Here is a 20,408-nt window from a genome sequence, read left to right on the forward strand (position 1 = left end):
GTGTCGCATCACCGTCGTGCACATCCCCATCGTCGTTCGGGGTGGGGGTTCTCCGACGGGTGCCGCGCCAACTTCCTTCCACTGGCGCCCTGTCAACAAGGTGCCCTACGGTCAGAAGGGTGACCACCACCACGCACTACCACAGCTGCACGCTCTGCGAGGCGACCTGCGGCATCGCGGTGACGGTGGACGCCAACCGGGTCGTCGACATCCGGGGTGACGAGCGGGACCCCTTCTCCCGTGGCTACATCTGCCCGAAGGCCACGGCCCTCGCCGACCTGCACCACGACCCCGACCGGCTGCGCACCCCGCTGGTCCGGCACGGTCTGGAGTGGCGCGCGGCGGGCTGGGACGAGGCGTTCGACCTGGTGGCCCGGCGGATCAGGGACGTGCGGACCCGGTACGGCAAGCACGCGCTGGCCGTGTACCAGGGCAACCCGAGCGCGCACAACCTCGGCCTGGTGACCTACGGCCAGGCGTTCTTCCGCGGCCTCGGCACCCGCAACCTCTACTCGGCCACGTCGGTCGACCAGCTACCGCACATGCTCGCGGCGCTGCAGCTCTTCGGGCACCAGCTGCTCATGCCGGTGCCCGACATCGACCGCACCGACCTGCTGGTCTGCCTCGGCGGCAACCCGGCGGTGTCCAACGGCAGCATCATGACCGCGCCGAACGTGCGGGCCCGGCTCAAGGCCATCCGCGCCCGCGGCGGCGAGGTCGTGCTGGTGGACCCGCGGCGCACCGAGACCGCGGCGCTCGCCGGCGAGCACCTGTTCATCCGGCCCGGCACCGACGCGCTGCTGTTGCTGTCACTGGTCCAGGTGCTGTTCGCCGAGGGGCTGGTGGCGCCGGGCCGGCTCACGCCGCACCTGCGCGGGCTGGACACCCTGCGCGCGGCGGCCGCCGACTACCCGCCGGAGCGCACGGCACCGGTCACCGGTGTCGCCGCCGAGCGGGTGACCGAGCTCGCCCGGCGGCTGGCCCGCACCGAACGGGCCGCGGTGTACGGCCGGGTCGGGGTGTGCACGCAGGAGTTCGGTGGGCTGTCCGCGTGGCTGGTCGTGGTGGTGAACGCGCTCACCGGGCACCTCGACGAGCCCGGCGGCGCCATGTTCACCACCCCGGCGATCGACACCCTCCCGCTCGCCGCCAGGGCCGGGCACGCCGGGAGCTTCGGTGCGTACCGGAGCCGGGCGCGCGGGCTGCCGGAGTTCGGCGGTGAGCTGCCGGTGGCGGTGCTCGCCGAGGAGATCGAGACACCGGGGGAGGGGCAGGTGCGCGCGTTGATCACCTCGGCCGGCAACCCGGTGCTCTCCGCGCCCAACGGGACCCGGCTGGAGCGGGCGCTCACCGAGCTGGACTTCATGGTCGCCATCGACCCCTACCTCAACGAGACGACCCGGCACGCCGACGTGATCCTGCCGCCGACCGGCCCGCTGGAGCGGTCCCACTACGAGCTCGCGCTGACGAACTACGCGGTGCGCAACGTCGCGAAGTACTCCCCGGCGGTGTTCCCGCGCGGGCGGGAGCAACGGCACGACTGGGAGATCGTGCTGGAGCTGGCCACCCGCGTCCTCGGTGGTGGCGCGCCGGCGCGGTTCCTCGGCGGAGTCGGGCCCGAGGCGATGCTGGAGATCGGGTTGCGCACTGGGCCGTACGGGCTGCGCAGGCTGCGGAAGGGGTTGTCGCTGGGCCGGCTGAAGCGGGAGCCGCACGGCGTCGACCTCGGACCGTTGGAGCGGCGGCTGCCGGGGCGGTTGGCGACGAGGGACAGGACGGTCGACCTCGCGCCGCGGGTCTACCTCGACGACCTGCCGCGGCTGCGCCGGCTGCTCGACCGCGCGCCGCGGCGGGACGAGCTGGTGCTGATCGGCCGGCGGCAGCTGCGCAGCAACAACTCGTGGCTGCACAACAGCGAGCGGCTGGTGAAGGGGAAGCCGCGGTGCACGCTACTGGTGCACCCCGACGACGCCCGGCGGCACGGGGTGGCCGACGGCCAGCCGGCGACGCTGTCCTCGGCGACCGGGTCGATCCGGGTGCCGGTGGAGGTCACCGACGCGATCATGCCCGGCGTGGTGAGCCTGCCGCACGGCTGGGGCCACCACCGGCGCGGCACGCGGCTGCGGGTGGCCGCCGAGCACGCTGGGGTCAGCGTGAACGACGTGACCGACGAGGGCTTCGTCGACGAGTTGACCGGCACGGCCGCCCTCTCCGGCCTGCGCGTACGCCTGGCTCCCTGACTCGGGCGTCGAATTCGTGGACACCGGCGGAATGCGAGGCCGTCGCCCGAGATGGCTTGGACAATCGGCAAGCAGGCCGACCCCTGGGGGCAGGGTCGCGGTCGAGCCCCTTCGAGGAGCGCGGGAGCTCAGCACGATCGAGAAGGGCCCGGGCGAACCGGTCACCGGCCAGGAACCGGTGAGGAGCCAGCGGCCGATGAGGCCGACGTCATCGACCCGAGTGACCGAGGACGACGGCCACGGAAGGTCACGAGGACGCGGCTGGAAGATCACCGGCGACGATGGCTGGAAGATCACCGAGGACGGCGACGGCTGTGGAGCGCTCCGCGAAAACCGGACCAATCCGGAGCAACCGAGGGGCCAATTCGGGCATTTCGCCCATCAACGCCCGCCAAGTACGACCCACCCACCCCTACTGGGGGCCGTCCCCGTGTCCAGTTTATCGGCGGTCGGAGGGCCGAGGGGGTTCGCGCGAAATCTGTGGACAGCTGGGAGCGATGTGGACAACTAGTGGTCGGGTTGCCGGTGCGTGCGACACACGCGATCGCCGGGACACGCAGGCCTTGCCGACCAGCGGGTTCGCTTCTCGGCTGGTCGGGTTTGCCGTTCGGCCCGCTCTGGAGCACCTGCCGCTGGTCCGGATGTCCGAGACCGCCTCGCCGGGCGCGCGGTACCGCATCGGGCCTACCGGTTCTGGCACCGCCACCTGGTGCTCCTGCTCGACGGCACCCCCGACCCCGAGCACACCGCGCACGCCCTGCTCGCCGCGCTGGCGGCCGAACACCTGGCGGCCGTCCTACCGGAACTGGGCGAGGCGAGGACCCGGGCCGGCATCCTTCGCCTCGCCCGCGCGGCGCAGGAACTCTACACAGGCGATTAGCTATTTGCCATAATTCCTTCGTGCTGGACGCTGACCTGCTCAGGGCACTCGCCAACGAGAAGCGGCTGCTCGTGCTGGAGTGGCTCCGCGACCCCGTGGCGCACTTCCCGCCGCAGCGCGACGGCGACCTGGTCCGGGACGGGGTGTGCTCGCTGTTCATCGCCGAGAAGCTCGGAGTGAGCCAACCCACTTGCGGCGAGCACCTGAAGGTGCTCAGCCGGGCCGGGCTCGTTCGCGGCAAGAAGATCAAGCAGTGGGTGTTCTACCAGCGCGACGAGGAACGCATCGCCGAGGCGAAGCGGCTGCTCGGCGGTGCATGGTGAACCCGATCGCACAGGAGAACGACATGACCACCTCCCCCACCGAGGAACGGCTCGCCCGGCTCGGCCTGACCCTGCCCGAGCCGCCCGCGGCGGTCGCCGCGTTCCAGCCCTACGTCCGCGCCGGCGCCACCGTGTACGTCTCGGGCCAGATCGCCACCAGGGACGGCGGGCTGGTCGCCACCGGGCGTCTCGGCGCGGAGGTCGACCTCGCCACCGGACAGGAAGCGGCCAGGGCATGCGCGCTGAACGTGCTCGCCCAGCTGCACGCCGCCGCCGGCTCGCTGGACGCGGTGGCCCGGCTGGTCAAGATCACCGTCTTCGTAGCCTCCGACCCGGCGTTCACCGAGCAGCCGCGGGTCGCCGACGGCGCCTCCCGGCTGCTGCTCGACGTGCTGGGCCCGGCCGGGGAACACGCCCGCGCCGCCGTCGGCGTGGCGGTACTCCCGCAGAACACGCCGATCGAGGTCGACGCCACCGCGGTGCTCGAGGAAACCGGATCGAACAGGTGAGCGCGGACGCACCCGATGCCGTCCGGGCCGACCTGCCCACCCCGGAGGACGTCCGGCGCACCGCCGAGGTGATCCGCCCGCACGTGCGGCGCACCCCGGTGCTGGCGCTCGACCCGACCGACCTGGGGATCACCGCGGATTTCCGGTTGGCGCTCAAGCTGGAGCAGCTACAGCGCGCCGGCTCGTTCAAGGTGCGCGGCGCCTTCGCGAACCTCCTGCTCCGCGACGTGCCGCCGGCCGGCGTGGTCGCGGCCTCCGGCGGCAACCATGGCGTGGCCGTCGCCTACGCCGCCCACCGGCTCGGGGTGCCCGCGCGGATCTACGTGCCCACCATCTCCGCCCCCGCCAAGATCGAACGGATCCGCGCGCTCGGGGCGCACCTGGTCGTGGGCGGGGACCGCTACGCCGACGCGCTGGCCGCCGCGCAGGCCTGGACGGCCGAGTCCGGGGCGCTGGGCGTGCACGCGTTCGACCAGCGGGAGACGCTACTCGGCCAGGGCAGCGTCGGGCTCGAGCTGGCCGAGCAGGTGCCCGAGCTGGACACCGTGCTGGTCCCGGTCGGCGGCGGCGGGCTGATCGGTGGGATCGCCACATCCTTCGCCGGCTCGGTCCGGGTGGTCGGCGTCGAGCCCACCGGCGCGCCCACCCTCGCCACCGCACGGGCGCACGGCGCGCCGACCGACGCCCCCACCGGCAGCGTCGCGGCCGACGCGCTGGCCCCGCGCCGGATCGGTGAGCTGGTGTTCCCCATCACCCAGGCCCACGTGAGTGGCGTCGTGCTGGTCGACGATCCGGCCATCCGGGAGGCGCAGCACGCGCTGTGGGCCGCCGCCCGGCTGGTCGCCGAGCCCGCCGCCGCGGTCGGGGTCGCCGCCCTGCTCGGCGGCGCCTACCGGCCCGAGCCCGGCGAGCGCGTGGCCGTCGTCGTCAGCGGAGCCAACACGGCCCCCGGCGTCGCCCCTCGACGTCCTGACCGGGCTCCCTCTCCGGAGGGAGGCGAACCGGACCCGAGCGGGAGTCGCCGGCCACGCCCGCCGGCGACGCTGGACCCATGACCCAGCAACCCCGATCCGACCGGCCCGGCCCGCTCCGGGTCGCCGTCGGCTACGCCGCGATCCTCGGCACTCTGCCGTACCTGACCCTCAAGCTCGCCTGGCTGACCGGCCACCCGCTCGGGCTGGCCGACCCCGACCTCGTCGACGGTCCGATGATGTACGCGGCCAACGCGTTCACCGGCGGCATGGACCTCGTCGCGATCCTGCTCGCACTGACGTTCACCCATGACCGGCGGGGCCGGGCACCGGCCTGGCCGCTGGTCTTCCCGATCTGGGTGGGTACCGGCTTCCTGGCGCCGATCGCGCTGGCCGGCCCGCTGATCGGCGTCGACTTCGCGCTCCCGACCGAGGAGACCACCGGCCCCGCGCTGGAACCGTGGGTGACCCCGCTGGTCTACGCCAGCTTCGCGTGGCAGGGCGTCACCCTGCTCACGGCCTTCGCGCTGTACGCCAGGGTGCGCTGGGCGGCGCTGTTCTCCACCCGACTCGGGGCCGTGCCGCTCGGCGGGACCGGCGCGGTCGCGGCCGTGCTCGGGGTGGTCGCCGCGGTCACCCACCTGGCGTGGGCGCTCGGCGTGCCGGTCGGGGTCGACGTCCCGCGCGGGCTCGGCCAGCACGCGGTGAACGCGGTCGACGGCCTGCTCGCCCTGGCCGCCGTCGCCGGCCTGCTCGCCGCGGCGCGTGGGCGGACCGGGTCGCGCTGGGCACTCGCCGCGGGCTGGACCGGCGAGGCCGCGATGTTCGCCTGGGGGTTCTGGAGCCTGGTCACGACCACGGCCATGGCCGAGGTGTTCCGCGGACCCACGGCGGCCCACCTGGTCGTCCAGGGCGCCCGGTGCCTCGGCGGGATCCTGCTCGGTGTCGCGGTGCTGCGGGTCGTCTCCCGCCGCGCGGGCACCGCCGCGGGGCCGGTGGGCGCGGTCGTCCGGCCGGCGGCGTAACCAAAGAGCCGCTCGGGAACGGATCCGCCCGGTAGCCGCGCGGAGTAGCTTGTTCGGCGTGTTCGCGGCTCGACGGCACGTGACGGACCTGGTCGGCGTGGTGGCGCTGGCCGCGTTCGTGCTGGTCGGCACCACCGTGGCCGCGCGGGGCCAGCCCGCAGCGCGGCCGCTCGACCTGCCGGGATACGGCTGGCTCGTCGCGGCCGCCCTGCCGCTGCCGTTCGCCCGGCGGTTCCCGGTGCCGGCGTTCGCGGCGAGCGCGGCGGTCGCGCTGGCCTACCACTGGACGCCGTACCCCGAGGGGCCGGTGATCGCGCTGCCCGGGTTCGCGTTGTTCCTGCTCGGCAGGGTGCGCGGGCCGGTGGTCGGGACGATCGCCGCGGGCGTGCTGCTGCTCGCGCTGTACCTCGTCGACGGTGTGCACCGGGGCGACTGGGTGCCGGACGCGTTCCTGGCGGTGGCCGTCGCCGCCGCGGCGGCGGTGCTGGCGATCGGCGCCGCGCTGCGGGCCCGCGAGGCGGCCGCCCGCGCCGCGCGGGAGCGGGAGGCCGAGCACACCCGCCGGCTGGCCGAGGAGGAGCGGCTGCGGATCGCGCGCGAGGTGCACGACGTGGTGTCGCACAACCTGGCGATGATCAACGTGCAGGCCGGGATGGCGGCGCACGTGGCCGACCGGCAGCCGGAGCAAACCAAGGAGGCGCTGCGGAACATCAAGGCGGCCAGCGCCGTGGCGCTGAGCGACCTGCGGTCGACGCTGGCGGTGCTGCGCTCGGGTGCCGGTGCGGCGGTGTTGCCGGGGTTGGCGCAGATGGGGGAGCTGTTCGACCACGCCCAGTCCGCCGGGCTGGACGTGCGGGTGCACGGCCGGCCCGGCCAGCTGCCGAGGGCGGTCGACGGCGCGGCGTACCGGATCCTGCAGGAGTCGCTGACGAACGTGGTGCGGCACGCGAACTCGCCGAGCGTCGTGGACGTGCACTTCCGCCGGCCGGGCGGCCGGTTCGAGCTGGTGGTGCGCGACGACGGGATGGGCGCGTCGCCGCCGCGGATCGGTAACGGGCTGCGCGGGATGCGGGAGCGCGCGGAGGCGCTGGGCGGCGGCGTCGAGGCCGGGGTCACCGACGAGGGCGGCTTCCAGGTGCGCGCCGTGCTGCCACTGGACCGGGCGACGTCCTGAGCGCCGCCCCACGGCGGGCGGTCAGCGGTGCCGGAGGTTCATCGCCAACCGCACCACGAACACGATGCCGACAACACCCACGAGGGCGATCTCCAGGAGCATGACGCCTCCTTCCCGGGCTCGATGCTCCGCCCGGAAGACGTCCCACCCCGCACCCGGTGCCCCGACACGCCCGATCTCACCCGTTCGACGGATGGGCTCAGGACGTGCGGACACTCGGCGGCGCGTACTCCACCTGGTTGCTGAGCAATCCCACGAACGTCTGCTGCACGGTCGGCCGATCCGGCCCGTAGCACTCGACGATGATCACCCGGTCGTACAGCACGTAGACCGCGCGGAACACGCTGGTCGAAGCACTGGCGGCATTGCTGAACACCGGCACGCCCTGCATCGACAGGTCACGGTTGGCCGGAATGCCACCCTGCTGCTGGACCGTGGCGTACTCGCGGGCCACCGCCCTCGCCGCGCTCTCGTCACGCACCTGGAGGGCGAAGAGGCCGATCGTCGTGCCGTCCTGCGAGGTCGGCTTCAGCAGGCCTTCGGTCATGCCGCCCTCCTCGAGGGCGCGGACCACGGGCTCGGGCAACAGCTTGCTGTCCGCCAGCCGGTCCATCTGGAACGTGCCGCCACCGGCCCGGATCGAACCGGGCGGGTCGACCAGCGCGGACGCGTTGTCCGCCGGTTCCGGCTTCGCCGCGGGTGGCTCCGGCAGCGGTTGCTGGGTCGGTGCCTGCTGGGTCGGCTCGCTGGTCGGCTGCGTCACCGGCGGCAACTGGTCCTCGGAGCCGTTACGGATGAACAGCGCCCAGACCGCCACCCCGATGCCGGCGACGAGTACAACGGCCAGCACCGTGAGGAGCACCTTCTTGCCCTTGCCGGACGGCGGCTCGGCGGTGAATGACTCCGGGCCCTGCTGCGGCCACTCGGAGACCGACGAGGAGGAGATGGGCGGCAGGTCGGAGCCGCCCCACGGCGGCGAGACGTCCTCGTGGGGTGCGTTCCACGGTTGCTGCGCCTGCGGTGGCTGCTGGAACCCGTGTGGTGGTGAGGCCTGCGGTTGCTGGAACCCGTGGGGCGGTGACGACGCCGGAGACTGGTGAGCCTGCCACCCCTGGACGACCTGGGTCCGTTCCGCGCCGGGGTCGTTGCGAACGAACTGGGTGGCCTCCGCCGACGGGCCCTGCGGCTGTTGCGGCTGCTGCGGCTGTTGGGACTGCTGATTCACCGGGGAGATGATCTGCGTCGACTCCGCCTGGCCGGACGACTGCGGCTGATCCTGCTGCCCGCCCGACGCCACGGCGGAGGACAGGATCTGATCTCGGCGGGCGCGGTACTCGTCCGCGCTCAGATTGCCGGACGCGAGATCCTCGTCCAGCTTCCGCAGCTCCTCCTGCCAGGCCACCCTGGCACCCCCTTCGGGACAGTCTCCGACCCAGTGGTGTCGAACCGACAACGAACGAGATTCCGGCGCTCGGGGTCGGCTGACCACCCCACCCGCCGAACCCGCCGTCGGACCCCGCACATTGTGCACGGCTGCCGGTCAGACGTCGTAGGCCACTACCTACTTGTAACCTACCGGGTCCCGGTTCGGCCGCGTGCGGCGGTGACCCTTCGACGTCCGAACCTCGTCACCGAGGGTGAGTGGCGAGAACACGGCCGATCTGGTCGATGACCTCGGTGCGCAGTAGCGGGCTGGCACCACCCACGAGGTGGCGTTCGGCCAGTTCGACCACGACGACGTCACGGTCGCGCAGGAGCTCGGCCGCGCTGCCGGCGGGGTCGTCGGCGACGGTCTCCGGATGCACGATCGTCAGGTCCTGGAACGTGGCGGCCAGGAACGGGGTAGCGAACTGGGAGAAGGAGTCGGCGATCATGCCGACACTGGCGCCGACCGTGCCGGTGGTTCCCGCGGGGCGGGACTGCTCGAGGGACAGCGGCATCCGGAAGTCGCTGGCCACATAGCTGGTCCGGTCCTGCCTTCCGTCCGGGGCCAGCGCGTACCCGGTCAGATCGCGAGTCGCGGACCGACCGACCAGTGGCGGGATGTCGGCCGGCCAGGAGCGCTGCCCGGTGGGTGACACCTTCCAGGTGCTGGTCACGCCGGGACGCAGCCGCTCGGCGAGGGCGCGGGTCATCACCAGCCCACCTTCGTAGGACCAGTGGGTGTCGACGGCGTCGTAGATCGGGCGGTTCACCCGGCGCGCGGCCTCCTGCAGGCCGGCACGCACGTCGACGATGCCGACCTCGGTGGTCATTCGCTGCCAGAAGCGGTCCGACTGCCGCCGTGCGCACGTCTTGCCCGCGAAGTCGTCGGGGAGGAACTGCGGTGCGGCGGTCGACTTGTCCGGGGCGACGACCAGTTCGAACCGGCGGCCGGAGGACTCCACGACGGCGCGGAGCCGCTGCAGGACGCCGATCACCTGGTCGAGGTCCTGGACCGGCCGGCACTTGTAGCTGACGTCCTGGCCGAGGTACAGCCAACCGTCCTTGCCGGAGATCACCACCGGGTAGGCGGCCCTGCGCTCCTCACCCGTGGGTCCGTCCGCGTCCTGCGGCGGTGGTCCGGTGTTGACGCCCGCGGGGCCACTCGGCGCGGGGTGCGCACTGCCAGGGGGGTCGCCGAACAGCGCGGTGCTGATCCCCTCGGCGGCCTGCACGCCGGCCCTCCGGAGCGTGAGGTGGTCGGTGGCCCAGCCGGAGAGCTCGGTGAAGAAGCCCCAGCCCGCCGCCGGTGAAGGGAAGTCCCGCAACGCGCGGTTCTCGAAGGCCTGCGGCCGCGCGCCGAACACGAAGGCCAGCGTGGGCGTCAGGAAGAAGACGAACGCGCACACGAGCGCCGTGCGCTGGCGCCTGCTGTGCCGCGGGCGGTAGAGGGTGTGCTCACGTGGCAGCCAGGCCTCCGGGGTGGCCGGTAGGCGACCGCCGGGTGGCGGCGAGAGGGGCGGCGGGGCTGTCACACGGCTCAACCTAGTCGACTAGCGCGTCGCCGCGCCGGCACTTCGCGTGCTGCGCAGCAGCGCGAAGGCGCGCTCGTCGCGGTCCGGACTGGCGGGATCGGAGTCCTCCGTGCACCCGACCGTGGTGAAGTCGACCACCTCCCAGCCGGTGCGCTCCAGGAGCCGGTGGAGGCCGGCGGTGGAGAAGATCCAGAAGTTCGTCGGGTCGTTGTTGGTCTCCGTGGGGTGCACCAGGTAGGCCACCGGCGACCCGGCCAGGCGGGTGCCGTGATCTGGCGTCAGCTGGGCCACGCGCGTGGACAGGAAGCACAGGTCGGCGTGCCGGGCCAGCAGCTCGAGGACGTAGTACGGGTTCTTCAGGTGGTAGAGGATGCCGAGGAAGAACACCGCCCGGTAGTGATCGCGCGGTAGCCGGAACTGCGTGTCCAGGTCTGTCTCGTGGATGCCGAGCCGGGAACCCAGCTCCGTCCGGAGACGTTCGGCACCGCGCAGCTGGTTGAAGTTCGTCGGCCCGTGGTCGATCAGGTCGACGTCGCAGCCGAGCCGCTGCTCGAGGAAGAAGCCGAAGTCGCCGTCGGCGCCCCCGATGTCGGCCACCGGCCCACCGGCGACCTCGTCGAGGACCTCCCGGTTCGGGCCGCTCAGCAGGGCGTCGAGGTGGAAGACGTTGGCCATCGTGTCGTACGGGTACCAGCCGAAGTCGGTCGGCGCGAGGGCCGCCTTCGTCGCGAGCAGCTCCTCGCGGTACTCCAGCGCCTGCTTCTTGACCGCCTCGAAGTCCATGTCGGCATTATCCGGTCCGCTCATGAGCATGGGCACTCAGCCGTTACTCTCCTCGGCATGAGCACGGACAAGCCTGGTGAGCGGCTCATCGAGTGGACCGGTGAACGGTGCGTGCCGTGGACCGACGACGTGCAGGTCATCTACGAGCACTACCACCGGTACGCGTTCGCGCTGCGCCTGGCGGAGGGTAGGCGCGTGCTCGACCTCGCCAGCGGCGAGGGATACGGCAGCGCGATGCTCGCCACGGTCGCCGAGCGGGTCCTCGGCGTCGACATCGATCCCGAGTCGGTACGGCATGCCCGGCAGCGGTATCCGCTGGACAAACTCAGGTTCGACGTCGGTTCCATCACCGACCCGGACACCCTTGCCGGTGAGGCCCCCTTCGACCTCATCACCTGCTTCGAGGCCATCGAACACGTCGCCGAGCAGGACCAGGTCATGGAGCTCGTGACCAACCGGCTGGCGCCAGGTGGTGTGTTCCTGTGCAGCACCCCCGACATCACGATCTACACCCACGAGCACGGCAACGACAACCAGTACCACGTCCACGAACTGCGTGAGGACGAGTTCCGCGACCTGCTCGCCGCGCGGTTCGGACACGTTCGGTTGCTCCGGCAGACGGTGGCCGTCGGTTCGCTGATCCACGACGGTGGCCATGGCGGCCGGTCCGAGGTGCGCACGCTGCGGCGGCGGTCAGCGGACGAGTGGACGGCCGGTGACCAAGCCCCGCACACCTATCTGCTGGGTGTCGCCTCCGACGAGCCGGTCGAGGTCCCGCCAGTGTCGGTGATGCTCGACGAGGGCATGACCATGGCGCGCAAGGCGGCGGCCGAGCAGACCAGGCTGGCGGAGGTGCGCCAGCTGCAGGACGTGGTGCATCGGCTGGAGGAGGAGCTTCGCGCCAGCCGTGAGCGTGCCGCGTCGGCCACGGCCGAGGCCGAGCGGCGGGTGGCCTCGGCGGCCGCGGAACGCGACCGTGCGGTGCGCCAGGCCCGGGCCGAGCAGGAGCGGGTCATCGCGGAGCTGGCGCGGTTGTCCGGGAAGGCGGAGCACGACACGGCGCGGTTGCGGTGGTTGTCGGAGACCAATGCCGATCTTCGTCGTGGAATCGACCAGCTGGCCACCGAGAACGCGAAGCTGCGGGCGGAACAGTCCGCGCTCGCCCAGCGACTGGTCGGCAGGTATCGCACGACGGTGGAGCGGGTCGCGCCGAGGGGCACCCGGCGGCGGGACGCCTACGAGGTCCTGATGGGCCGCCAGGCGGGCGTGCCGCCGGCCGCGCCGGAGACGTCCGGCCCGGTGGCCGTCACGACGAGCGAGCAGCCGATCGTCAGCGTCGTCATCCCCACGTACGGCAAGTGGGAGTACACCCGTCGGTGCCTGGCATCGATCGAGACGAACCTGCCGACGACGCCGTTCGAGGTCGTCGTCGTGGACGACGCCTCGCCGGACGACGCCGCCGACCGGGTGGCGCGGTGCCCGGGCGTGCGACTGGTCCGCGCGCCGCGCAACCTGGGGTTCGTCGGCGCGTGCAACCTCGGCGCGGAGCATGCGCGCGGAGAGCTGCTGATGTTCCTGAACAACGACACCGAGGTGCGGCCGGGCTGGCTCGACAACCTGGTGGACACCCTGGACACCCGACCGGATGTCGGGCTCGTCGGCGCCAAGCTCGTCTATCCCGACGGCAGGCTCCAGGAGTGCGGCGGCATCATCTGGTCCGACGGCACGGGGTGGAACTACGGGCGCGGCGAGCCGGCCGACGAGCCGCATTTCCAGACGGTACGGGACGTGGACTACTGCTCGGGGGCGGCCATCCTCGTTCGCCGGGAGGTCTTCGATCGCGTCGGCGGCTTCGACGCCCGGTACGCACCCGCCTACTACGAGGACACTGATCTCGCGTTCGCCGTGCGTGCCGCCGGGATGCGCACGCTCGTGCAACCGGCGTCCGTCGTCGTGCACCACGAGGGCGTCTCCAACGGGACGGACACCTCGTCGGGGTTGAAGCGCTACCAGGAGATCAATCGGGCCACATTCGTGGCGAAGTGGGCACGGCACCTGGCCGACCACCGGCCGGAGGCCAGTGAGCGCAACGTCTGGCTGGCCCGCCACCGCACCCGTGCCGGCCATCGGGGCGGGATCGTGCTGGTCGTCGATCACCAGGTGCCACGCACCGACGAGGACTCGGGCTCGGTGCGGATGGCCCGGCTGCTGGAGCTGCTGGTGGGTATGGACCAGCGGGTGGTGCTCTTCCCGATGAACCACGCCGTGCCGGAGCGCTACACGGGGTGGCTGCACCAGATCGGCGTCACCGTCGTCGCCGACGCCGGCCGGCAGCTGGAGTTTCTCCGTTCGGCCGGGCCGGAACTGACTCTGGCGATACTGTCGCGGCCGCAGGTCGCGTGGCAGGTGCTGGAGCCGGTACGCCAGTACGCGCCGAACTGTGTGGTCGCCTACGACACGGTCGACCTGCACTTCGTCCGCCTCGGCAGGCAGGCCGACCTCGCGGCCGACCTCGGCGACAAGGCCGAGGAGGACAGCCTGCGCCGGCGGGCGGAGGTGCTGCGTGAGATGGAGCTCGGACTCGTGCGCACCGTCGACCTGACACTCACCGTGTCCGACGTCGAGCGTGCCGTCCTCGGGGAGCTCGTTCCCGGTGCGAAGGTCGAAGTGCTGTCCAATGTGCACCCGCCGTTGGCCGGACTCCGGCGACCCGACGGGCGCTCGGGGGTGTTGTTCGTCGGGAGCTTCGACCACCTGCCGAACCGGGACGCCGCGACATGGTTGGCCACGGAGGTCATGCCGTTGGTGTGGAAGCGCCACCCGGAGGCCGAGGCGCACATCGTCGGCAGTAACCCTCCGGCGGAGGTGCAGGCCCTGGCCCGCGACGGGGTGCGGTGCCACGGGTGGGTACCGGACCTGGCGGCCCGCTACCGCGACGCCCGCGTGGTGGTGGCGCCCCTGCGGTACGGCGCCGGGGTGAAGGGCAAGGTGGGGGAGAGCCTGGCGCACGGCGTGCCGGTGGTGGCCACGTCCGTGGCCACGGAGGGTATGCACCTCGACGACGGGACGGACGTGTTGGTCGCCGACAGCGCCGAGGGATTGGCCTCCCACATCGTCCGGTTGCTGGGCGACGACGAGCTGTGGATCCGGTTGTCCGAGTCCGGACGGAGCGCCGTGGAACGTCAGTTCGGCCCGGAACAGGCGCGGGAGACACTGCGTAGGTTGCTGGATCTGTGCGCCGAAACTGCCGACTGATCCAAGGTCGGGAAGCAGGGCGCGGGAATGGCTGCGGGACAGCTCGATGTGCGGCGGCCGTCGGGACGGTGGACGTACCGCGACCTCAACGTCGGCTTCGCGTGGCTGCGCTTGATCGGCGTGAGCCTCGTCGTGATCGACCACAGTGTGCCGCTCGTGCGCCCGGAGCGGTTGACGATTCTTCCGGAAGGCTGAAACGCGTCATCCGGCCATATCGCCCTACTGGCGTTCTTCGCGATGAGCGGCTATCAGATCACCGACAGCTGGGAGCGGGATCCGAACTGGTGGCGGTACTGCGCCCGCCGTTTGTTGCGCATTCTTCCGCCGCTGTGATTCGTGTTGCTGGTCACCGTGTTCGTGATCGGATCACTGGTCAGCACGTAATCCGACCAGGCGTACTGGTCTCATCCGCAGACCTGGCGCCATCTCGTGGGAAGTAGCTTGCTGCTCCTGCTGCAACACGACCTGCCGGGGTGTTCGTCGACAGTCCGTACCCACATTCGGTGAACGGGTCCCTGTGGACCCTGCCGATGGAGTTCGTCGGGTACGCGCTCGTCCTGGCCGTCGGGCTCGTGCTCGCCCTCGGTGTGAGCCGGTTCATCGTGTTCCCGCTGATCGGCGTGGCCTTCGTGCTCGACAGCTTCTGCCAGGCCACGTTCGGGTATGCCGGCAACGCCGGTTCCTGGCTGTCCGTCCCGATCGGCTCACTGGTGTCGTTCGTGGTGCCGTTCCTGCTGGGGATGGCGATGCGGCTCTACCGCGGGTGGCTCCCGCTCCGGCCATGGGTGGCCGGCCTGCTGGCGGTCGCCTGGGTGCCGCTGCACCTGACCGTGGCCGACCGGTACGTGCTGGCCGTGATGGCCTCCTACGGCGCCATTGTGCTCGCGCATCACTGGCCGGAGCGGTTGTATCCAGGGGCGCGGTGGGTCTACGGAAGTTATGGAATGTACATCTGGGCGTTCCCGGTGCAGCAGCTGATCATCATGGCGGGTGTGCGGAACGAATGGGTATTGATCGCGCTCGCCCTGCCGGCCGCCTATCTCTGCGGTCTGGTCTCGTGGCGCTTCGTCGAGGTGCCGACACAGCGGCTGCGGCGCTTCCTCCGCAGGCCCTCACCGGTGCCGGCTCGCACCACGGCCACTCGGCCACCGATCTCGTCAGGAGTGACGTAGCCGGCGGTTGCCCCGGAACAGGTGGACGCTACCGGGGCCGATGCGTAAGCTGAGCTGCCTGACCAGCGCAGGGGATCGTCCATCCGGGGGTGTTCGGGGAGCGCATGATGCGTCGCGTCCAGCTTTCGCCGAACGTGCGGGACAGCGCATATGCGAACCCCAATCTCGGATTCGCCTGGCTGCGGTTGGCTGCTGCTTTCCTGGTCATTCTCAATCACAGTGCCGGCCTTGCCTGGTATCGCGGGGCTACGATTTTCCCCGGAGCCTGGCAAGTCTCTCCCGGCGAGTTGGCCTTGGCCGTGGTGTTCGCGATGAGTGGATACCAGATCAGCGCGAGTTGGCGCCGGGACCCGTCGTGGTGGCGGTTCTGGGCACGGCGGCTCCTGCGACTCCTTCCCCCGTTGTTCGTCGTCACGGTGGCGACCGTTCTGGTCGTGGGCCCGCTGTACACGTCCTGGACGCAGGTCGACTACTGGACACATCCGCAGACCTGGCGTTACCTCGTCGGCACCTCGCTGATCCTGTTGCTGCAGCATCGGCTACCCGGAGTGTTCGAAACCAACCCTTATCCGTATTCGGTCAACGGTGCGATCTGGACGCTCCCGCTGGAGGTCGTCGGCTATTCACTGGTCTTCGTTCTGGGTCTGCTGGCGATGCTGAAGGTCTCTCGCTCGATCGTGCTGCCGATCGTCGTCGTCGGCCTGATCGTCATCAATCTCGTCCTGGACTCGACCGAGTCGGTTCGCTCGATTCTCTCGGTACCCACCGAGTCGGCCGCCTATTTCATGATGCCGTTCTCGCTGGGCATGCTGCTCTACGAGTTCCGCGACCGGATTCCGCTTCGGTGGTCGCTGGCAGCGGCTCTGATGTTCGCGTGGTTGTTGTTGCGGGCGGAACCGATGGGGCACTATCTGCTCGCACTGGCGGCCGCCTACGGCGCCGTCACCGTGGCGCATCGCTGGCCGAAGAGGTGGGAACGCAGCTGGGAGTGGGTGGCCGGAAGCTACGGGACCTACCTGTGGGGGTTTCTGATCCAGCAGGTGCTCGCCGAAGCCGGTGTCCGCGATCCGTGGGTGCTGACGGCACTCGCCATTCCGCTGGCCTACGGCATGGGTCTGTTGTCGTGGAACCTGGTGGAGAAGCCGACCCAACGCTGGCGGCGGTATCTGCGCACCCCGCGGCGGAAGCCGACGAACACCGAGCGCGAGGCTGGACCGGGCGAGCGCGTCAAGGCCGGCGCTACTGAGCCGGCAGAGCGTTACGCAGCGCCGTGACCGTGTTGTCGAACCGTTCCCGCAGGACGGTTTCGTCCTCGGTGGAGGGCTGGGAGACCCAGATGGTCACCGCCACGGCGCCGGACGCGTACCACGTGCCGCGCATGCGGCGATCACGCTTGGTTCCGGTGACCGTCGCACCATCCGCTTCGGCGGTGAACCCACCCGAGAGCGCACCGCGGAAGAGGTAGTCCACCACCTGCCTGGCATCGGCCGGGCTCGAGGTGGGCATCGCGAGCACGAAGTAGCCGTGGTCCTCGCTGTCGTGCGCACCGCGGTAGGCGACCTCGGTGGCGCCGTGTTGCTGGAACACCGGGACGGCCTGGATCGGGTAGAGGTCCAGTTCGGCGCCCTTCTCCACCGACATGATCGAGCTGTTGGCGTCGGCCGCGCCGGGCAGTGCCGGCAGCCGGGACTCGAGGTCCGGCCGTTTCGGCGCGGCGGCCTGCGCCTCGCCGGGACCGCCACCGTCGGGTGCGTTGGTGCCGTTGCTCAGCCACCAGGTGGCTCCGACGACGAGCGCGAGGACGAGCAGCACCCCGAGTGCGAGGAACAACCACGTCGGCTTGGTGCGGTTCTGGGGTGATGGGGGTCCTCCGGGCGCCGGGTACGGTCGTGGTCCCGCGGGGTGGTGGAATCCCGGTGGTGGTGGCCCGAGCGGCGGCCGAGCGGCGGCCGGCGGCGGGAACGGGCGGGGATAGCGCAGGATCTCGGTCGGGCGGTCGTCGGCGGGACTCGGTGCGGTGGTGGGGCGACCGCTGGCCAGCAGCGCCGCGGACGTGGACTCGACCGGCGGCGGTTCCTGGGTCGGTTGCGGGGCCAAGCCCGGATTGGTGCTGCGCCACGGCCCATCGAAGTTGATGCGATGGAGCGGCTGGGCGACCGGCGACGCGGTCCCGCCGCCCGAAGCCGCCGCGAGGAGCTCGTCTCGGAGCCGTCGGTGCTGCTCGTGGGTGATGCTCCCCTCGGCCAGTTCGGCGTCCAGTCGGCGCAGCTCTTCCTGCCAACCCATGGCGGACCCCCGCTCGTCTCAAGCCAGTGTGCCCCAGCGGCGCCCGTACAGGGTATTGCGCCGGCCGACGTGGGGTGGACGAATAGCCGACCTGCGTACAGTTGGGGTATGTCATGGATGGGTCGAGACAAGACGCGCCCGGTGCCGGCGGAGGAGGCCCTTCCCGGCCGGGACGAGCCGCTCCGCGTTCCCGAGTACCACGCGGTGTATCCCGATCGCCGGATCCGGCCACCGTTCCCCGAGGGCATGCGCACGGCCGTCTTCGGGATGGGGTGCTTCTGGGGCGCCGAGCGGTTGTTCTGGCAGACCCCCGGGGTCCACTCGACCGCGGTCGGCTACGCCGGCGGCCACACCCCGAATCCCACCTATGACGAGGTGTGTACCGGCCGGACCGGGCATGCCGAGGTGGTCCTGGTGGTGTTCGACCCGAAGCAGCTGGGTTACCCGGAGCTGCTGAAGGTGTTCTGGGAGGGGCACGACCCGACGCAGGGCATGCGGCAGGGCAACGACGTCGGCTCGCAGTACCGCTCGGCGATCTACTGGACCGACGAGGAGCAGCGCGAGCAGGCCGTGGCCTCGCGGGAGTCGTTCCAGGCGGCGCTGCGAGCCGCCGGGCACGATCAGATCACCACCGAGATCGCCCCGCTGCAGGACTTCTACTACGCCGAGGAGTACCACCAGCAGTACCTGCACAAGGTGCCGAACGGCTACTGCGGCCTGGGCGGCACGGGCGTCTCCTGCCCCGTCGGGCTGGGTGTGACCGAGCAGGGTTGAGGGTCGGACGTCGCCCGACCCTGACGTCACCCGCCGGTCCTTCCCCGCGTCGAGCCCTTTGCACCGAGTCGGCCGCGGGGCCGGGCGGCCGAGCACGCCGGCGGCAGCGGAACCGTCCGGGCCGGTGGCCTGATCATTTTCGCCAGAACAGGTGGTGCACCACACCGCTCGGGCTGGGTACGACCTCGAGGTGGAAACGGTCACGCAGCTCGTCGGGTGACTCCCAGAGCCGCGACCCGGATCCGAGTTCCACCGGCGAGACCGCCACGTGCATGGTGTCGACGAGGTCGGCGTCGAGGAACTGTCGGATGGTGGTGGCCCCGCCGCCGAGCCGGACATCCTTGCCCTGCGCGGCCTCCCGCGCCTGATCGAGGACCGATGCGGGGTCGGTGTCGACGAAATGGAACGTGGTGTCGGCAAGGGTGAACGACGGCCGCGGGTGGTGTGTCAGCACGAACACCGGGGTGTGGAACGGGGGCTCGTCACCCCACCAGCCGCGCCAGTCGTGATCGCGCCAGGGGCCCCGCTGCGGGCCGAACTTGTTGCGCCCCATGATCTCGGCGCCGATGTTGCGGGTGAAGTCGCGCGTGAAGTAGTCGTCGAGGCCGCGGCTTCCGCCGGAATCGGTGCGCGCCGGCCAGCTCGCCGTGGCGCCGGCCCAGGCGAACATGGCACCAGGGTCGGCGTCGCCGAACGGTCGCTCGAGGCTCTGGTTCTCGCCGGCACCGAATCCGTCTCGCGTGACGTTGAAGTTCTGGACCCTGAGAAGCTGGCTCATGTGGTTCCTCCTGTTCTGTCGATGATGAAGACCGCGCGAGCCGGGCAGAGTCATCGCTGTGGCCAGCACCGGTTGGTGGTTTGGGTCACAGCGAGGTGCCGGGAGTCGCGTAGTGGTCCCACCTCGGCTTGAGTAGCGATACTCAAGACGGCCGGGGTGCCGGTGGTCGATGCTGCTCGGTATGGACATGCCAGTGAAGCCGGCGTCGCCGGGAACCACCGCGTTCTTCGTCCAGGCCGCGATCTCCTTCGGGGTCGCCCTGGTGGCCGTGTGCGTGGCGATCGTATACCTGCCGGTGAACGGCTGGGTGCGGGCGTTCTTCGCGCTCGGCCTGCTCTACACGGTCACCTCGGCCTTCACGCTCGCCAAGTGCGTCCGCGACCGCCAGGAGGACCGGAACCTGGTCAGCCGCGTCGACCAGGCCCGGCTGGAGAAGTTCCTCGCCGAGCACGACCCCTTCAAGGTGGAAACGACCTGAGACCGTGCGCTACGACGTTCGTCTTCGGCCACGGCTTGCTCTGGTCATCCAGCGGCGCGAACGCCGGGTGGTTGGCCGCGCGGAGCCGGCCGTCCAGCGGCCCCCGCGTCGGGAAGCCCTTCGGTCCCTCGACGCTCTGCGGCTCCCACTGGATCGGACCGCGGTCGCTGACGTGAGTGCCACCCACCTCACGAATTGGTGTAGACCACTAAGTGGCGGAACGAGCACGCGGTGATCTTCCGCACGTCGGCGCAAGCGTTGGGCCGAGCGGTGCAATCCCGCGCGCTCCCCGCAAATCCCCGTTGCACCTCTTGCAACTGGCGGGAGTGCCGGCGGGTGGAGTTGTCCCCATCCCCCGAAAGGGATCCACAGATTTCGCGCGCACCGTCCCAGCACCCCGGGCGGCGATACGCTGGAGCGGGCCACCACCCCCCGGGGTGGGCGGGGCCGCACCCTCCCCGCGGCTGGGCGGGCGCATCCTCCTCGCGGGTGGGCGGGGTGCACCGTCCCTTTCCCCTTCTGGGGCCGGCAGTGTCTGACGGGGTGGGGCTCGCCTCAAGGGCGCCTTCGGCGTCGCTGCGCGATTCGCTTCGCTCACCCTGGACCCGAGCCCCACCCCGCCAAAGCCGGCAAGGACGAAGGGGACGGGGAAGAACCAAGGCGACCAACACCGAAGGTGACACACCACGAAACGTGCCCAGCGCGCCCAACCCACCCCGCAGGTGGTACCAGCGAGCGAGCGCAGCGAGCAAAGCGATCAAGAAATGCCGCCCCGCCTTAATGCGGAACTCATCGTCCCGAAC

At 71.2% G+C, this 20,408-nt stretch carries 19 protein-coding genes; 13 read left to right on the plus strand and 6 right to left on the minus strand.

Annotated features, from left to right (window positions below; genetic code table 11):
* Window positions 1–119 precede the first annotated feature (119 nt).
* The 7 genes from BM051_RS13015 (at window position 120) to BM051_RS13045 (ending at window position 7,122) form a co-directional block, all read left to right on the plus strand.
* Window positions 120–2,240, plus strand: a complete 2,121-nt coding sequence (locus tag BM051_RS13015) for a molybdopterin-dependent oxidoreductase (protein ID WP_092530316.1) — start codon at window positions 120–122, stop codon at window positions 2,238–2,240.
* 709 nt (window positions 2,241–2,949) lie between these two features.
* Window positions 2,950–3,120, plus strand: a complete 171-nt coding sequence (locus BM051_RS13020; RefSeq protein ID WP_243859405.1) for a hypothetical protein — start codon at window positions 2,950–2,952, stop codon at window positions 3,118–3,120.
* Window positions 3,121–3,140: 20 nt separating this feature from the next.
* Window positions 3,141–3,443: an ArsR/SmtB family transcription factor gene (locus tag BM051_RS13025; protein ID WP_092530317.1), complete on the plus strand. Its 303-nt coding sequence runs from the start codon at window positions 3,141–3,143 to the stop codon at window positions 3,441–3,443.
* Window positions 3,444–3,466: 23 nt separating this feature from the next.
* Window positions 3,467–3,952, plus strand: coding sequence for a RidA family protein (locus BM051_RS13030; RefSeq protein WP_092530421.1), 486 nt, complete (start codon window positions 3,467–3,469; stop codon window positions 3,950–3,952).
* Window positions 3,949–5,007, plus strand: coding sequence for a threonine/serine dehydratase (locus tag BM051_RS13035; protein WP_092530318.1), 1,059 nt, complete (start codon window positions 3,949–3,951; stop codon window positions 5,005–5,007). The genes BM051_RS13030 and BM051_RS13035 overlap by 4 nt, the downstream gene beginning before the upstream one ends.
* A complete protein-coding gene (locus BM051_RS13040; RefSeq protein ID WP_092530319.1) occupies window positions 5,004–5,948 on the plus strand; it encodes a hypothetical protein in 945 nt (314 codons plus the stop codon). Before BM051_RS13035 ends, BM051_RS13040 begins: the two co-directional genes overlap by 4 nt.
* Window positions 5,949–6,006: 58 nt before the next feature.
* Window positions 6,007–7,122: a sensor histidine kinase gene (locus tag BM051_RS13045; RefSeq protein ID WP_243859403.1), complete on the plus strand. Its 1,116-nt coding sequence runs from the start codon at window positions 6,007–6,009 to the stop codon at window positions 7,120–7,122.
* A gap of 199 nt (window positions 7,123–7,321) precedes the next feature.
* Here the strand turns inward: BM051_RS13045 and BM051_RS13050 are convergent, their stop codons facing one another.
* The 3 genes from BM051_RS13050 to BM051_RS13060 form a co-directional block, all read right to left on the minus strand.
* Complete coding sequence (locus BM051_RS13050) at window positions 7,322–8,524, minus strand: SHOCT domain-containing protein (RefSeq protein WP_092530320.1); 1,203 nt, start codon at window positions 8,522–8,524, stop codon at window positions 7,322–7,324.
* Between the two features lie 226 nt (window positions 8,525–8,750).
* Window positions 8,751–10,079: an alginate O-acetyltransferase AlgX-related protein gene (locus tag BM051_RS13055; protein WP_243859402.1), complete on the minus strand. Its 1,329-nt coding sequence runs from the start codon at window positions 10,077–10,079 to the stop codon at window positions 8,751–8,753.
* 18 nt (window positions 10,080–10,097) lie between these two features.
* Window positions 10,098–10,862, minus strand: coding sequence for a class I SAM-dependent methyltransferase (locus tag BM051_RS13060; protein WP_092530321.1), 765 nt, complete (start codon window positions 10,860–10,862; stop codon window positions 10,098–10,100).
* A 57-nt stretch (window positions 10,863–10,919) separates the two neighbouring features.
* On the opposite strand from BM051_RS13060, the gene BM051_RS13065 reads away from it, so the two are divergent.
* The 4 genes from BM051_RS13065 to BM051_RS13075 all read left to right on the plus strand — a co-directional run bounded on the left by BM051_RS13065 (window position 10,920) and on the right by BM051_RS13075 (window position 16,563).
* A complete protein-coding gene (locus BM051_RS13065) occupies window positions 10,920–14,117 on the plus strand; it encodes a glycosyltransferase (RefSeq protein ID WP_092530322.1) in 3,198 nt (1,065 codons plus the stop codon).
* Between the two features lie 27 nt (window positions 14,118–14,144).
* Complete coding sequence (locus tag BM051_RS29850; protein ID WP_243859400.1) at window positions 14,145–14,312, plus strand: hypothetical protein; 168 nt, start codon at window positions 14,145–14,147, stop codon at window positions 14,310–14,312.
* A gap of 308 nt (window positions 14,313–14,620) precedes the next feature.
* The gene (locus tag BM051_RS29855) at window positions 14,621–15,289 is read left to right on the plus strand and encodes an acyltransferase family protein (RefSeq protein WP_243859398.1); all 669 of its coding nucleotides are present in this window, start codon (window positions 14,621–14,623) and stop codon (window positions 15,287–15,289) included.
* Window positions 15,290–15,393: 104 nt separating this feature from the next.
* Window positions 15,394–16,563, plus strand: coding sequence for an acyltransferase family protein (locus BM051_RS13075; protein WP_244894487.1), 1,170 nt, complete (start codon window positions 15,394–15,396; stop codon window positions 16,561–16,563).
* Here the strand turns inward: BM051_RS13075 and BM051_RS13080 are convergent.
* Window positions 16,529–17,575 carry a hypothetical protein gene (locus BM051_RS13080; protein ID WP_092530323.1) on the minus strand — a complete coding sequence of 349 codons (1,047 nt, stop codon included), beginning with the start codon at window positions 17,573–17,575 and terminating at the stop codon, window positions 16,529–16,531. The two genes, BM051_RS13075 and BM051_RS13080, sit on opposite strands and share 35 nt — an antisense overlap.
* Window positions 17,576–17,683: 108 nt before the next feature.
* Here BM051_RS13080 and msrA point away from each other — a divergent pair, with 108 nt between their 5' ends.
* Window positions 17,684–18,349, plus strand: a complete 666-nt coding sequence (gene msrA, locus BM051_RS13085) for a peptide-methionine (S)-S-oxide reductase MsrA (protein ID WP_092530324.1) — start codon at window positions 17,684–17,686, stop codon at window positions 18,347–18,349.
* 133 nt (window positions 18,350–18,482) lie between these two features.
* Here the strand turns inward: msrA and BM051_RS13090 are convergent, their stop codons facing one another.
* Window positions 18,483–19,127, minus strand: a complete 645-nt coding sequence (locus BM051_RS13090) for a dihydrofolate reductase family protein (protein ID WP_092530325.1) — start codon at window positions 19,125–19,127, stop codon at window positions 18,483–18,485.
* A 181-nt stretch (window positions 19,128–19,308) separates the two neighbouring features.
* Here BM051_RS13090 and BM051_RS13095 point away from each other — a divergent pair, with 181 nt between their 5' ends.
* The gene (locus BM051_RS13095; RefSeq protein WP_243859396.1) at window positions 19,309–19,605 is read left to right on the plus strand and encodes a YiaA/YiaB family inner membrane protein; all 297 of its coding nucleotides are present in this window, start codon (window positions 19,309–19,311) and stop codon (window positions 19,603–19,605) included.
* On the opposite strand, the gene BM051_RS29860 is transcribed toward BM051_RS13095, so the two are convergent.
* Entirely contained in the window at window positions 19,586–19,792 is a 207-nt protein-coding gene (locus tag BM051_RS29860) for a lytic polysaccharide monooxygenase (protein WP_092530326.1), read from the minus strand. The two genes, BM051_RS13095 and BM051_RS29860, sit on opposite strands and share 20 nt — an antisense overlap.
* Window positions 19,793–20,408 lie beyond the last annotated feature (616 nt).

Source organism: Amycolatopsis arida, from assembly GCF_900115565.1.
Lineage (GTDB): Bacteria > Actinomycetota > Actinomycetes > Mycobacteriales > Pseudonocardiaceae > Yuhushiella > Yuhushiella arida.